Origin of the sequence: Streptococcus saliviloxodontae (genome assembly GCF_016908655.1) — a bacterium.
GTDB classification, from domain to species: Bacteria; Bacillota; Bacilli; order Lactobacillales; family Streptococcaceae; genus Streptococcus; species Streptococcus saliviloxodontae.
The window spans coordinates 45,422-58,521 of sequence record NZ_JAFBEI010000007.1 but is presented as its reverse complement, the minus strand read 5'-3'; the positions used below and the strand labels follow the sequence as shown (position 1 = coordinate 58,521).

The following is a 13,100-nucleotide window of genomic DNA, read 5'->3' as shown; positions in this document are numbered from 1 at the left end:
GATTCTCATCGCTTTAAACATGCAAAAAGAGAGAACCAATCTGATTCTCTCTCGCTGCTGATTATAAGTCAACCCACTACAGTTGACGAAGAGCCTATTCTATTGTATCAATTGTCTTATTCCGATTTCTGTTGCAACTAATCTAACCATAATTCACCTCAAAACGTTTACATAACTCTATTGTATCAAAAAATAAGTAGAATTAGCGAAAAAAACCAAGTTCTCTGTGAACTTGGTTGTTTTTACTTCCTATTGTGTCAATTGCTCAGCTTCTTTGAGTTTAACTGAGACAATCTTAGAGATACCTGACTCCTGCATGGTCACGCCATAGATGCTATCAGCGGCAGCCATTGTCCCCTTACGGTGGGTCACCACAATAAACTGGCTAGACTTATCAAAGCGGTTGAGATAGTCACCGAAACGCTTGACATTAGCCTCGTCTAGAGCAGCCTCAACCTCGTCCAAGATCACAAATGGAATGGTCTTGACGCGGATAATAGCAAATAGCAGAGCTAAGGCTGACAGTGCTTTTTCCCCACCAGACATGAGATTGAGAGACTGGATTTTCTTACCGGGAGGCTGCACCGAAATTTCAACCCCAGAAGTCAAGACATCCTTTTCTGTCAAAATCAGATCTGCGGATCCACCACCAAACATCTGGTTGAAGGTTTCCTTAAAGGACTGACGAATAGCTTCAAAAGTTGCTTGGAATCGGGTCTTGACCTCATCATCCATATCAGACATGGTAGATAAAAGGAGTTCTCTAGCCGCATCCAGGTCTCCTTTTTGACCATTAAGGAAATCCAAACGCTCCTTAACCTCATCAAACTGACTAATGGCATCCAAGTTAATCGGACCCAACTCTTTTATGGCACGATGCAAGTCTTTCAATCGTAGCTCAGCAGCTGGCAAGTCTGAGATTGCTTGAACCTGATCTAGGGCCTCTTGATAAGACATTCGGTAATCTTCTGATAAGCTCTGAGAGGACTGACGAAGACTATCTGAGACCTGCTCTATCATCGCTTCTAACTGGGCTTGATGACGGATAAAATCATCGTTTTTGGCGCTTAATTTTTGCAGTTGCTCATCAAGGTCATCCAATTGACCATCAATATCCTCGGACTCAAAACGAATGCGAATCACATCCTGCTCACGCGCTAACTTGTCTGATTTTGCTTGGGAAAGCTGTTGCGTTAGAAGCGGAATTTCTTGTTCAAGATGGGCATTGTCATGCCCATCTAAGGCTTGACTCAATAGATCGAGCTGACGACTTATTTCTTTAATTTCCAACTCTTGACGCAAACTATTGGAACTAGTAAACTTCTGCTCGCTCAGCAGTTCACGCTCTGCCAAGCGGGCTTCTGATAAGGCTTCCCTTAATTGGGCAACCTTTTCCTCGATACTATCCTTGTCCGTCTTTATCTGCTCAATTTCTAAGGTCAGCTGCGTCTTTTCCTCATTGATTTGTTGAAGACTAGCCTTGAGCTCTTCCTGACGCTGCTTAGCCTGTTCTTGATCCCACGAAGACTCACTCTGACTTCTCTGAGAAAGCAAGGTTTGGAGGTCTCCTAAACGTTCAGCCAACTGCTGGTAATGCAATTGTGCTTTTTGCTCTAAGAAGCGAGCATCTTCGCCATCTCTTTTTAGCGTTTCAAGGTTGTGACGGCTCTTATCAAGGAGAGTTTTCTTTTCATTCAGAGCTTTTTCTTCAGACAATTGCTGACTTTCTAGCTCTGCTATTTCCAACAGGAGGGCATCTAACTCTGGCTTGATGAACATGGTGTTATCTTGGCGATTGGCACCTCCTGAGAAAGAACCTCCTGGACGCAACTCTGTACCATCCAAGGTCACAAGGCGAACTTGGTAATGCAAAGCGCGCGCTGCTAGGTTAGCATGATCCACTGTATCAAAGATAGCGGTCACCCCCAAGAGATTTTGAAAAATCGTCTCTAGCTCTGGGTTAAAGCGTACTAGGTCACTCGCCATTCCTTGAAAGCCCTGACTTGAAGTCAAGATTGAAAAGTGATGCTCTGATAAACGACGTGGCTTGATTGTTGTCAAAGGCAGAAAAGTTGCACGCCCTTGGCGAGTCTGTTTTAAGTAGGCGATAGCCTTCTTAGCAGCAGACTCATCGGAGACAATGATATTTTGACCACTAGGTCCCAAGGCAATCTCCATAGCTGTCTGGTAACGTCTGTCAAAGGTCACCGACTCACTGACAGCACCAATGATACCGTCCAAAGATTGAGATTCCTGCAAAATCGCCTTGACCCCTGCGTAGAGATTGCTGTGATTCTTTAAGATTGCCTCTAAACTCTGCTGACGTGCTTTTTTCGTCTTGAGAACATCTAAATGATCGAATAACAGATCTTGAGCCTCTCGATAGTCTTTTTCATGTTGCTGTACAGCTTGGAACTCTGACTGATAAGCATCTAGTAAGTCTTTAACCGATTGCTTAGCAGACTCATAGTCTTTGAGAGCTAGCTTAGCCTGCTCTCTTAGCTCTACCACTTCTTCTCTCAGCTGAGCCAACTCTTCTGACTGATTTTCAGACAATTCTTTGGCCTTGGCCATATCTGACCGCAAGGCCGTCAATTGATTGGAAAGGTCAGCTTCTTCCTGCATCAGAGCAACAAAACGGTCTCTCAAGCCTTCAATAATCTGATCAGGGCTACTTGAAAACTGCTCCAGTTGCTCAGTCAAGCTAGCGATACGCGCTTTTTCAACCTCAAGTGACTGTGTCAGGCTCTCTTGCTTTTGCAAACTTTCCTTGTACGTCGCTTCAAGCGTGTCCTTATCATCAGCTAAAGCATTCATACGAGAACGGTTTTCACTAGCTTTTTCCTTAGATTGATTAGCTTGTATCTGACTAATCTGAATACGACTTTCCAAATCTCCAATCAAACTGGTTAAGGCAACTAAGTCTTCTTGATAGACCTGCTGCTCCTGAGCCACTTTTTGACGGCGTGCTTTGAGTTTTTGATTGTCTCTTTCTAAACGTGAGCGGTCCTTATAGTAAGTTGACAGCTCTGATTTAACGCTTTCCAAGTCTTCTGTCAATTCCTGCAACTTAGCCTTATTTCGTTGAATAGTATCTACCAATAAGTCTAAGTGAAGACCACGACGCTCCTTGTCCAACACTTGAAATTGCTTAGCTGTCTCTGCTTGCTTCTCCAAGGGTTTGACCTGCATATCCAACTCATAGATGATATCTTCTAAACGATCCAAGTTATCCTGGGTTTGCTTGAGCTTAGTTTCCGTCTCTTTTTTACGGGTTTTATACTTCAAAACACCTGCAGCTTCTTCAAAAATCGCTCGGCGTTCCTCAGGCTTACTGTTAAAAATTTCCTCGACACGTCCCTGAGAAATGATTGAGAATGAGTCCTTCCCAAGACCTGTATCTAAGAACAGTTCGTGGATATCCTTTAAGCGAACCTTTTTTCCATCTATGAGATAGTCGCTATCGCCATTCCGATAAATGCGTCGCTCCACATGAATTTCCGAACCAGCGTCGCTGATAAAGGCATCTGAATTGTCCAAGGTTACTCTGACTTGAGCAAAATTGAGGGCGTTACGATGCTCTGTTCCTGCAAAAATGACGTCTGGCATCTTACCACCACGCAAACTCTTAGCACTTGACTCTCCCAATGCCCAACGCAGACTCTCTGTTATATTTGATTTTCCTGACCCATTGGGACCAACGACTGCAGTTACCCCTTGGTCAAAAGTCACCTTCGTCTTATCAGCAAAGGATTTAAACCCTTGCATTTCAATTTCTTTTAAAAACATATTTTGATAGAAAAAGAACTGAATCTCACGAGCTCAGTCCAATAAGTACCCTTTCTCTAAGTCAACTGCTCTAAAGCTTTTTTAGCAGCAGCTTGCTCTGCCATTTTTTTCGAACGGCCTTGCCCCTTACTGAGGCTCTGTCCGTCTGCTGTCACTTCAACTTCAAACTGTTTGGCGTGGGCTGGACCTTCTTCATTAACTACCGTATAAACGATAGTAACCTCACCCTTGGTCTGTAGAAGTTCTTGTAGTTGAGTCTTGTAGTCTTTGACTTGCTCGTAACTTCCAGTCTCAACCTTGGGAATCATCACCTGATCCAAAAAGGTCTGTACTGCATCGACATCCTTATCCAATAGCAAGGCACCTAAAAAGGCTTCAAAAAGATCTCCTAGGATGGTCTCACGGGTACGACCACCTGATTTTTCCTCACCTTTACCAAGTTTGATGTACTGGTCAAAGCCACAGTCTTTTGAAAAACCTGCCAAAGACTCTTCTCGTACAATCATCGAACGTAACTTGGACATGTCCCCTTCGGTTTTAGTAGGATATTTGAGATAAAGATATTGCGAAATCAATAATTGCAGAACCGCGTCTCCTAAAAATTCCAAACGCTCATTATGTGAAATTTTTAGGAGGCGATGTTCATTAGCGTAAGACGTGTGAGTAAAGGCAGTTTCCAAAAGACTAAGGTCATCAAAAACAATACCAAAAGATTCTTTTAAGGTGTGTTGTAAGGCTTCCATCTGATACTCTCTTTCTAAAACTATAATAGCCCTTCTATTATAACAAGTTTTGCCCTAAAAACATACTAGAAACCAAATAAAATAGGTAAAATGCACTCAACATTCTACCTATTTATAATCAGTCCTTCACTTTCGCTTTCGTGATGTTCTTTTTCTAGCCCCTATACTTTTCCAAGGTTGGTAAAGTAAAAGAACTCCTACAGCCAAGAAAACAGTCCAAATCAAGTAAGGAGCCAACCCAATTTCTATACCATAAGGTTTTAGCCATTTCATCAAAATATTGAACAAACCATAGATGACTCCAAAAACAAAACACCCCTTACCTTTAAATACCTCGACAAAAGTAAGACAACAAGCAATCCCTAGCGTCCTCAGATAGTCAAAACTATTAATGGTGAAAACTCCCAAATTCTTACCAAACAAGTTAAATCCTAGATAACTAACTAGATCGACAACTGTTAGCACCAAAAAGAGCAATAGAGCATACCTCAACTTTTCCTTTTTTATCATAAACTCCTCCTAATAGGTTGGAAAGATAACATAAATCACTAAAGGACATCAGCTAGTCATTGCCTTCAAAGGAATACTATTTCTCATCCTATTTTTAGTATAGCACAAAAAGATAGCGGTTTTAATTCGCTAAAAATAAACCGTACCCATGAAGTTAGATAATCCATCTAACAACTAGGATACTGCATTATTCTTAACTCAGTTTATTACATTAGCCCACAGAGCCTTCCATTTCATAGCTAATCAAACGATTTAGCTCGACAGCATACTCCATTGGAAGTTCTTTGGTGAAGGGTTCGACAAATCCCATGACAATCATTTCTGTCGCCTGGCTTTCAGTCAATCCACGACTCATCAGATAGTAGAGCTGGTCTTCTGAAATCTTAGAGACCTTTGCCTCATGCTCTAAGGCAACTTTTGACTGGTGAATTTCGTTGAAAGGAATAGTATCTGATTTGGACTGGTCATCCATCAGGATTGTGTCACACTCAATGTGGCTGACAGATTTTTGTGAATTTGGTCCAAAGGTAACCTGCCCTCGATAGTTAACCTCACCACCTCGTCTCGCTAAGGATTTTGAGATGATAGACGAGCTAGTATGCGGTGCGTTGTGAATCATCTTAGCACCTGTATCTTGGATTTGATGTCCGTTGGCAAAAGCGATGGTCAACATGGTTCCACGAGCACCCTCACCATCTAGAATAACTGACGGATACTTCATCGTGGTGTGAGAACCGAGGTTACCATCCAACCATTCTACCGTTGCATTCTTATCTGCCTTAGCACGCTTGGTAACTAAGTTATAAACGTTATTAGACCAGTTTTGAATAGTTGAATAACGCATGGTCGAACCTTCTAAGGCATAAACTTCTACGATAGCAGCGTGAAGACTTGCTGTCGAATAAATCGGTGCGGTACACCCCTCGACATAATGGATGCTAGCACCTTCATCTACGATAATCAGGGTACGCTCAAACTGCCCTGTCTCTTCATGATTCATACGGAAGTAAGTCTGCAAAGGAATCTCACATTGAACCCCTTTAGGGACATAGATAAAGGTTCCTCCTGACCAAAAGGCAGCATTCAAAGCAGACAATTTGTTGTCTCCTGGCGTAACCAATTTGGCAAAGTATTTGCGGAAAAGGTCTGGATGTTCACGCAAAGCCGTGTCAGCATCGGTAAAAATAATCCCTAATTTATCGTATTCTTCCTTGATGTTGTGATAGACTACCTCAGACTCGTACTGCACCACAGCACCAGCTAAATAGTGTTGCTCTGCTTCTGGGATACCGATACGATTGAAGGTCTCTTTTATCTCTTCTGGAACATCATCCCAAGAATGCTCTGCCTTTTCAGAAGCCTTTTGATAGTAGATAATCTCATCAAAATCTAGCTCTGAGAGGTCTGGCCCCCAATCCGGCATAGGCATTTTATGGAAGGTTTCTAAAGCCTTAAGGCGGAAATCAAGCATCCAATCTGGCTCTTCCTTAACGCGAGACAGTTCACGTACCGCCTCTTCTGTCGGTCCTTTACCTGTTGTAAAAATCGGTTGGACATCATCATGAAATCCAAATTTATAATCATCCAAGGTCACATCCTTGGGTTTTACAATAGTATCTTTATCAGACATGATTCTCCTTTTTCTTTGACAATGACTACTACCATTGTAGCATAAAACACCAGTAAGGTCCTAAAAAGTCGCAATTTTTCCACGACAAACGCATGAAACAGTTATTTCCGAATTATAGTACAGTTTAAAATAGATACTTTTACTGTTATTCCTATAGTAAGACGTTCAAAGCATTTTAGATTTTTTTGAAATACCTGAACTTTGAATTGCAGAAAGCTTTATTTTCACTCTAAAAATCTTTCATGCGTTTGTCGTGCAATTTTTCAACAATTTTGCAATTAAAAAAGAGATAAGATAGCCCTAAACCAATCAGGCAAGGTCCTTATCTCACTTTCTTATATGCGGGTTAATGGCGTTGCTGTATCTGGCGAGGTATCATAAACTTTAAAATCTGTTCCGACACCAAAGTCAGCTTGCATCAGCTGGTTTTCCATGGTCATATGAGCCAATTCTTTGATGTTATTTTCCTTACTCAAATGCCCCAGGTAAATTCGCTTGGTTTTATGACCAATCGTACGAATCATCGCACCTGCACCGTCTTCGTTACACAAATGCCCCTTATCTGATAAAATCCGTTGCTTGGTTTTCCATGGATAGGATCCCGCTCGTAGAATTTCGATATCATGATTGGACTCAATCAAATAACCATCTGCATTTTCAATCATTCCAGCCATACGGTCACTGACATAGCCTGTATCCGTCAACATCACAAAGGATTTGCCATCCTTCATAAATCGGTAAAATTGAGGATCTACTGCATCATGGCTAACACCAAAACTCTCAATATCGATATCACCAAACGTCAACATTTTCCCACGTTCAAACACATGCTTTTGAGCATAGTCTAGCTTTCCTAACATGTTCTTGTCATCCATGATTTTCCAGGTATTTTCATTGGCATAAACATCTAGATTGTATTTTCTTGCCAAAACACCAACACCTTTGATGTGATCGACATGTTCATGAGTCACTAAAATTGCATCAAGGTCTTCTGGATCACGATCAATTTCAGCCAAGAGACTGGTGATTTTCTTTCCTGTCAATCCTGCATCAATCAAAATTTTCTTCTCAGGCGTTTCTAGGTAAAAGGAATTACCTGTCGAACCTGATGCTAAAATGCTGTACTTAAAGCCTGTCTCTGTCACTTAGTCATCTCCTTCTTCCCATTCATCTTCTTCAAGCAAGTCTTTTTCATACGGTAAAACAATGGTGAAGGTCGAGCCTTTGCCATAGTCGCTCTTTGCCCAGATAAAGCCTTTGTGCTGTTTGATGATTTCTTTTGCAATAGCTAAGCCCAGACCTGTACCACCTTGGGCACGACTACGAGCTTTATCCACACGGTAAAAACGATCAAAAATCAAAGGCAGGTCTTTCTTAGGAATACCTAGGCCCTCATCTGAAATCGCAATGATAAGCTGACTATCGGTCGTTCTTACACTCACTGTAATCTTACCACCGTCTGGAGAATATTTGATGGCATTATTGATAATATTATCAATAACCTGAGTCATCTTATCGTTATCAATCTCTATCCAGATAGGCACGACAGGATATTCTCGAATAATCTCATAGGTCTTACCAGCCGCTTCGCTCTGCGACTTGATATGATCAAAACGATTAAGAATAAAGGTGATAAAGGCCGTAAAATTGGTCAACTCAACATCCAAATGACTGGTCGCATTGTCGATACGTGACAGGGCCAGAAGATCCGTAATCATCCGCATCATACGATTGGTTTCATCTAGAGACACCTTGATAAAGTTAGGAGCAATATCCTCTTTAAGCGCTCCCTCATCTAATGCTTCCAGATAAGATTTAACAGATGTTAGAGGCGTTCGTAACTCATGGCTGACATTAGAAACAAAGAGACGACGCTCTCGTTCTTCTTTTTCTTGTTCCGTCGTGTCATGAAGGACGGCTACCAATCCTGAAATAAAACCACTCTCACGCTTAATAAGGGCAAAATTGACCCTAAGACTAATCATCTCGCCATACTCATTGACACGATTCAAGCTAATCTCTGGTGTCTTCGTCAAGAGGTCGTAATACGTATAAGAAGTCTCTTCCAAGAGAGACATAACATTGATAGACAAGGCATCGTCATGACTAAGGTTAAGCTGGCTTTGAGCCATGGCATTCATCATAATGATATTTCCACGACGGTCTGTTGCCAAAACCCCATCGCTCATGTAAGAAAGAATCCCTGATAAGCGGTTTTTTTCTTGCTCTAAATTTTCATGGGTCAATCGAAAAACTTCTGACAGGTCATTTAAACTACTCGCAAGCTCGATCAACTCTGCGGAACCCTTGACACCTGTCGTCTCCGTGTAATCTCCTGCCATCAGCGATTTAACCTGTTTATTTAAGGTTCTGATATGATAACTCGTCAAATAATCACGGACAATTAAGATAAGGAAGATAACAACCAAACATAAAAGTAAGATACCAACCAGAAGGTTGGTAGAAATAAAAAGATTAGTCATAAGATTTCATATAGTAACCAACTCCTCGACGGGTCAAGATGTACTCAGGACGACTAGGAGTATCTTCAATTTTTTCACGCAAGCGTCGAATAGTAACGTCGACTGTTCGAACATCACCAAAATAGTCATAACCCCAAACCGTTTCTAGTAAGTGTTCACGTGTCATGACCTGTCCCATGTGAAGAGCGAGGTGATGAAGAAGCTCAAACTCACGATGGGTCAACTCTACCTCTTCTCCATGTTTTTTAGCCACAAAGGCGTCTGGAATAATCTGGAGATTCCCAATCGTCAATTCAGATGAGCCAGCCTGTTGTGACTCTTCTGCCACAGCAGTCTCGATATTTTCTGTACGACGTAGATGCGCCTTGATACGAGCAAGAAGCTCACGATTTGAAAATGGTTTTGTGACGTAGTCATCTGCTCCGATTTCAAGTCCGATAACCTTATCAAACTCGCTATCCTTTGCAGACAACATGATAATAGGTGCGTGGCTAGTTTTACGAATCTCTTTAGCCACTTCTAAACCATCTAACTCCGGCAACATCAAATCAAGAATCACCAAATCAGGCTTTTCAGCTTCAAACTGCTCTAGGGCATCACGGCCATCAAAAGAGGTGACAACATCGTAACCCTCCTTGGTCAAATTGAACTTAATAATATCTGAGATGGGTTTCTCATCATCAACAACTAATATTTTTTTCATATTTTATACCTATTCAAAATTTTCTATTTGTTACAATTATATCAAAATTAAACCTATTTTTAAAATGACAAGTCTGTATCAATGCCGTAACATTAGAAACTGAATTTTCTGACAATTTATTTGACAGTCATATTTATTTATGATATGATACTATTTATTCATGTTAGAAAAACTTACATTTTGGTAAGTATTAGTTTTTAGGAGGTCATCATGGCACTTATTGAATATAAAAATGTAGAAAAATACTATGGAGACTATCATGCACTTCGTAACATTAATCTAGAGATTGAAAAAGGACAAGTTGTGGTTCTTCTTGGTCCTTCTGGTTCAGGTAAATCAACTCTTATCCGAACAATGAATGCACTTGAATCTATCGAAACTGGTAGCTTGGTTGTGAATGGACACGAAATCGTCAATGCTTCTGCCAAAGAGCTTGTTGAACTTCGTAAAGAAGTCGGAATGGTTTTCCAACACTTCAACCTCTATCCTCATAAAACAGTATTTGAAAATGTCACAATGGCACCTATCAAGGTTCTAGGAATGGATCCAAAAGAAGCGGCTGCTATCGCTGAGAAATACTTGACTTACGTTAATATGTGGGATCGTAAAGATTCTTATCCTGGAATGCTTTCTGGGGGACAAAAACAGCGTGTCGCTATCGCTCGCGGACTCGCTATGAAGCCAGAACTTCTACTCTTTGACGAACCAACATCTGCCCTTGATCCTGAAACTATTGGAGATGTTCTTGCCGTTATGCAGAACCTAGCGGCAGAAGGAATGAACATGGTCGTCGTTACTCACGAGATGGGCTTTGCGCGTGAAGTCGCTGACCGCATCATCTTCATGGCTGAAGGTCAAATCTTGGTGGATACAACTGATGTTCACGGTTTCTTTGATAATCCAACTGAACCTCGTGCTCAACAATTCTTGAGTAAGATCATCAACCACACCAGCGAACGTGTTGAAACAAAGAAAAAACACTAAGCTAGGAGGCCTGCTATGAAACAATTGCAACATTTTTTGACCCTTGTGGTCACTATCACTCTCCTTTTTATTGGTTTAGGGCTAAGCTCTAAGGTAAAGGCTGATGATAGTCTAACAACTTCTGCACAAGTTAAAGCTATTCAAAAAGCTGGTGTTCTAAAAGTTGGTGTCAAACAGGACGTTCCAAACTTTGGTTATTACAATGCCGAAACAAATAACTACGAAGGTATGGAAATTGACGTTGCCAAAAAATTGGCTAAGTCACTCGGTGTCAAGGTCGAATTTACAGCTGTTACCGCTCAAACACGTGAAGCATTGATCGATAACGGCCAGTTAGATGTTATCATCGCGACTTATACCATCACCCCTGAACGTCAAAAAAACTACTCTTTCTCTGACCCTTACTATACAGATGAAATTGGTTTCTTAGTTAACAAATCAAGTCAAATCTCTAAGATTTCAGATTTGAACAATCAAACAGTTGGTATCGCCCAAGGGTCATCAACTAAAGGGGCTTTAGAAGAATACGCTAGTGCTCACAAGCTAACCTTCAACTATGTCCAACTCGGTTCATACCCTGAGCTAGCCGTATCACTTTACGCTAAACGTATTGATGCCTTCTCTGTTGACAAATCTATCTTATCAGGATATGTCAGCAACAAAACTGAGATTCTAGATGAAGGTTTTAATACACAAGAATACGGTATTGCTACTAAAAAATCTAACACTGAGCTCACTGCCTATATTAACGAGCAACTGGCTCAATGGAAATCAGATGGTTCATTGCAAAAAATCTACAGCAAGTATGATTTAAAACCAGCTACATCACAGACTAACTAAGGGACAAAAGGAGATTGATATGTTTGTTTTAGCAACAACCGAAACCGTAAGTCCTTACGCTCTCAGCCGTTGGGCTGACTTCTTTGCCAACTTTGGTGAATTTGCAAAGGGCTTTGCTTATACACTTGGAATGTCCATCGGTGCATTGATTCTCTCTTTGATTTTGGGAGTCGTTTTTGCAGCTATGGCATCATCAAAAAACAAACTACTGCAAATTATTTCACGCTGCTATGTTGAGCTTTTCCAAAATACACCGCTTTTGGTTCAATTCGTTTTCGTCTTTTACGGATTAGCCATTATCTCTAACGGTGCTATCATGATCTCAACCTTCTTCACAGCTGTTATCTGTGTTGGCTTTTACCATGGTGCCTACATTGCAGAGGTTATTCGCTCTGGTATCGAGGCTGTTCCGAAAGGGCAAACAGAGGCTGCACTTTCTCAAGGCTTCACTTATAGCCAGACCATGAGCATGATTATTTTGCCACAGGCTATTCGTACGATCTTACCACCAATGACCAATCAAGTCGTGAGCTTGATCAAAAATACCTCAACGGTAGCTATTATCTCTGGTGCTGATATTATGTTCACTGCCAAGGCTTGGGCTTATGATACCACAAACTATATCCCAGCCTTCTTCGGTGCTGCAGTGCTCTACTTCATCATGTGCTTCCCACTAGCATCATGGGCACGTCGCCAAGAAGAAGCTAACAAAAACGCTTATAAACTCTAAGAAAGGAATTTACCCATGTCTGATATTTTTACAGCAGCAAATCTGATCTTTCTATTGAAAGGTCTTTGGGCAACCCTTTATATTTCCTTTATCGTTATCGTCTTATCAACGATTTTCGGAACTATTCTTGGTGTTATGCGTAATGGTAAGAATCCAATTCTACGTTTAATAGCAAGTATTTACATTGAGTTTGTCCGCAACGTTCCAAACTTGCTTTGGATCTTCATCGTCTTTTTGGTCTTCCAAATGAAATCAACGCCAGCAGGTATCACATCCTTTACCATCTTCACAACAGCTGCTCTCGCAGAGATTATCCGTGGCGGTCTTAATGGTATCGATCAAGGTCAAACCGAAGCTGGTCTCTCTCAAGGTTTCACTCAGGTTCAAATTTTCCGCTATATCATCTTCCCTCAGGCCATTCGTAAAATGTTACCAGCCATCATTTCACAGTTCGTTACAGTTATCAAGGATACCTCTTTCCTTTACTCTGTTATCGCACTTCAAGAACTCTTTGGGAAGAGTCAAATCCTTATGGGTAAATATTTTGAACCTACTCAAGTTTTCACCTTGTATGGATTGATTGCTCTTATCTATTTCATCATCAACTTTGCTATCTCAAGCTACTCACGCCACTTGGCTAAGAGCTGGGAACAAGCTGCAGAATAAAAAGTAAGCTGAGTTCAAACTC

The 13,100-nt window shown here is 41.1% G+C and carries 11 protein-coding genes; 4 read left to right on the top strand and 7 right to left on the bottom strand.

Going from position 1 to position 13,100, the window contains the following annotated elements; genetic code table 11:
* Positions 1-249: 249 nt before the first annotated feature.
* The 7 genes from smc to yycF all read right to left on the bottom strand — a co-directional run bounded on the left by smc (position 250) and on the right by yycF (position 9,858).
* Positions 250-3,789 (bottom strand): chromosome segregation protein SMC, encoded by a 3,540-nt coding sequence (smc, locus tag JOC31_RS02505; RefSeq protein WP_205016639.1) that lies wholly within the window; start codon positions 3,787-3,789, stop codon positions 250-252.
* 56 nt (positions 3,790-3,845) lie between these two features.
* Positions 3,846-4,532: a ribonuclease III gene (rnc, locus tag JOC31_RS02500; protein WP_205016638.1), complete on the bottom strand. Its 687-nt coding sequence runs from the start codon at positions 4,530-4,532 to the stop codon at positions 3,846-3,848.
* Between the two features lie 126 nt (positions 4,533-4,658).
* On the bottom strand, positions 4,659-5,042 hold the full coding sequence (locus tag JOC31_RS02495; RefSeq protein ID WP_205016637.1) for a hypothetical protein: 384 nt from the start codon (positions 5,040-5,042) through the stop codon (positions 4,659-4,661).
* 211 nt (positions 5,043-5,253) lie between these two features.
* Positions 5,254-6,672, bottom strand: coding sequence for a Fe-S cluster assembly protein SufB (sufB, locus tag JOC31_RS02490; RefSeq protein ID WP_205016636.1), 1,419 nt, complete (start codon positions 6,670-6,672; stop codon positions 5,254-5,256).
* Between the two features lie 335 nt (positions 6,673-7,007).
* Positions 7,008-7,817, bottom strand: a complete 810-nt coding sequence (locus tag JOC31_RS02485; protein ID WP_205016635.1) for an MBL fold metallo-hydrolase — start codon at positions 7,815-7,817, stop codon at positions 7,008-7,010.
* Positions 7,818-9,155 (bottom strand): cell wall metabolism sensor histidine kinase VicK, encoded by a 1,338-nt coding sequence (gene vicK, locus JOC31_RS02480; RefSeq protein WP_205016634.1) that lies wholly within the window; start codon positions 9,153-9,155, stop codon positions 7,818-7,820.
* A complete protein-coding gene (yycF, locus tag JOC31_RS02475; protein WP_205016633.1) occupies positions 9,148-9,858 on the bottom strand; it encodes a response regulator YycF in 711 nt (236 codons plus the stop codon). Before yycF ends, vicK begins: the two co-directional genes overlap by 8 nt.
* A gap of 210 nt (positions 9,859-10,068) precedes the next feature.
* On the opposite strand from yycF, the gene JOC31_RS02470 reads away from it, so the two are divergent.
* Genes JOC31_RS02470 through JOC31_RS02455 form a run of 4 tightly spaced genes read left to right on the top strand, consistent with a single transcriptional unit; the run spans position 10,069 to position 13,078 of the window.
* Positions 10,069-10,842 (top strand): amino acid ABC transporter ATP-binding protein, encoded by a 774-nt coding sequence (locus JOC31_RS02470; protein ID WP_205016632.1) that lies wholly within the window; start codon positions 10,069-10,071, stop codon positions 10,840-10,842.
* Positions 10,843-10,857: 15 nt separating this feature from the next.
* Complete coding sequence (locus JOC31_RS02465) at positions 10,858-11,682, top strand: transporter substrate-binding domain-containing protein (protein WP_205016631.1); 825 nt, start codon at positions 10,858-10,860, stop codon at positions 11,680-11,682.
* Between the two features lie 19 nt (positions 11,683-11,701).
* Entirely contained in the window at positions 11,702-12,412 is a 711-nt protein-coding gene (locus JOC31_RS02460) for an amino acid ABC transporter permease (RefSeq protein WP_205016630.1), read from the top strand.
* A gap of 15 nt (positions 12,413-12,427) precedes the next feature.
* Entirely contained in the window at positions 12,428-13,078 is a 651-nt protein-coding gene (locus JOC31_RS02455; protein ID WP_205016629.1) for an amino acid ABC transporter permease, read from the top strand.
* Positions 13,079-13,100 lie beyond the last annotated feature (22 nt).

What these genes read in the sequence shown, in the direction of transcription:
- JOC31_RS02495 (WP_205016637.1), bottom strand. Translation starts at nt 5,042, where the DNA reads ATGATAAAAAAGGAAAAGTTGAGGTATGCTCTATTGCTCTTTTTGGTG.
- rnc (WP_205016638.1), bottom strand. Translation starts at nt 4,532, where the DNA reads ATGGAAGCCTTACAACACACCTTAAAAGAATCTTTTGGTATTGTTTTT.
- sufB (WP_205016636.1), bottom strand. Translation starts at nt 6,672, where the DNA reads ATGTCTGATAAAGATACTATTGTAAAACCCAAGGATGTGACCTTGGAT.
- JOC31_RS02470 (WP_205016632.1), top strand. Translation starts at nt 10,069, where the DNA reads ATGGCACTTATTGAATATAAAAATGTAGAAAAATACTATGGAGACTAT.
- smc (WP_205016639.1), bottom strand. Translation starts at nt 3,789, where the DNA reads ATGTTTTTAAAAGAAATTGAAATGCAAGGGTTTAAATCCTTTGCTGAT.
- vicK (WP_205016634.1), bottom strand. Translation starts at nt 9,155, where the DNA reads ATGACTAATCTTTTTATTTCTACCAACCTTCTGGTTGGTATCTTACTT.
- yycF (WP_205016633.1), bottom strand. Translation starts at nt 9,858, where the DNA reads ATGAAAAAAATATTAGTTGTTGATGATGAGAAACCCATCTCAGATATT.
- JOC31_RS02465 (WP_205016631.1), top strand. Translation starts at nt 10,858, where the DNA reads ATGAAACAATTGCAACATTTTTTGACCCTTGTGGTCACTATCACTCTC.
- JOC31_RS02460 (WP_205016630.1), top strand. Translation starts at nt 11,702, where the DNA reads ATGTTTGTTTTAGCAACAACCGAAACCGTAAGTCCTTACGCTCTCAGC.
- JOC31_RS02455 (WP_205016629.1), top strand. Translation starts at nt 12,428, where the DNA reads ATGTCTGATATTTTTACAGCAGCAAATCTGATCTTTCTATTGAAAGGT.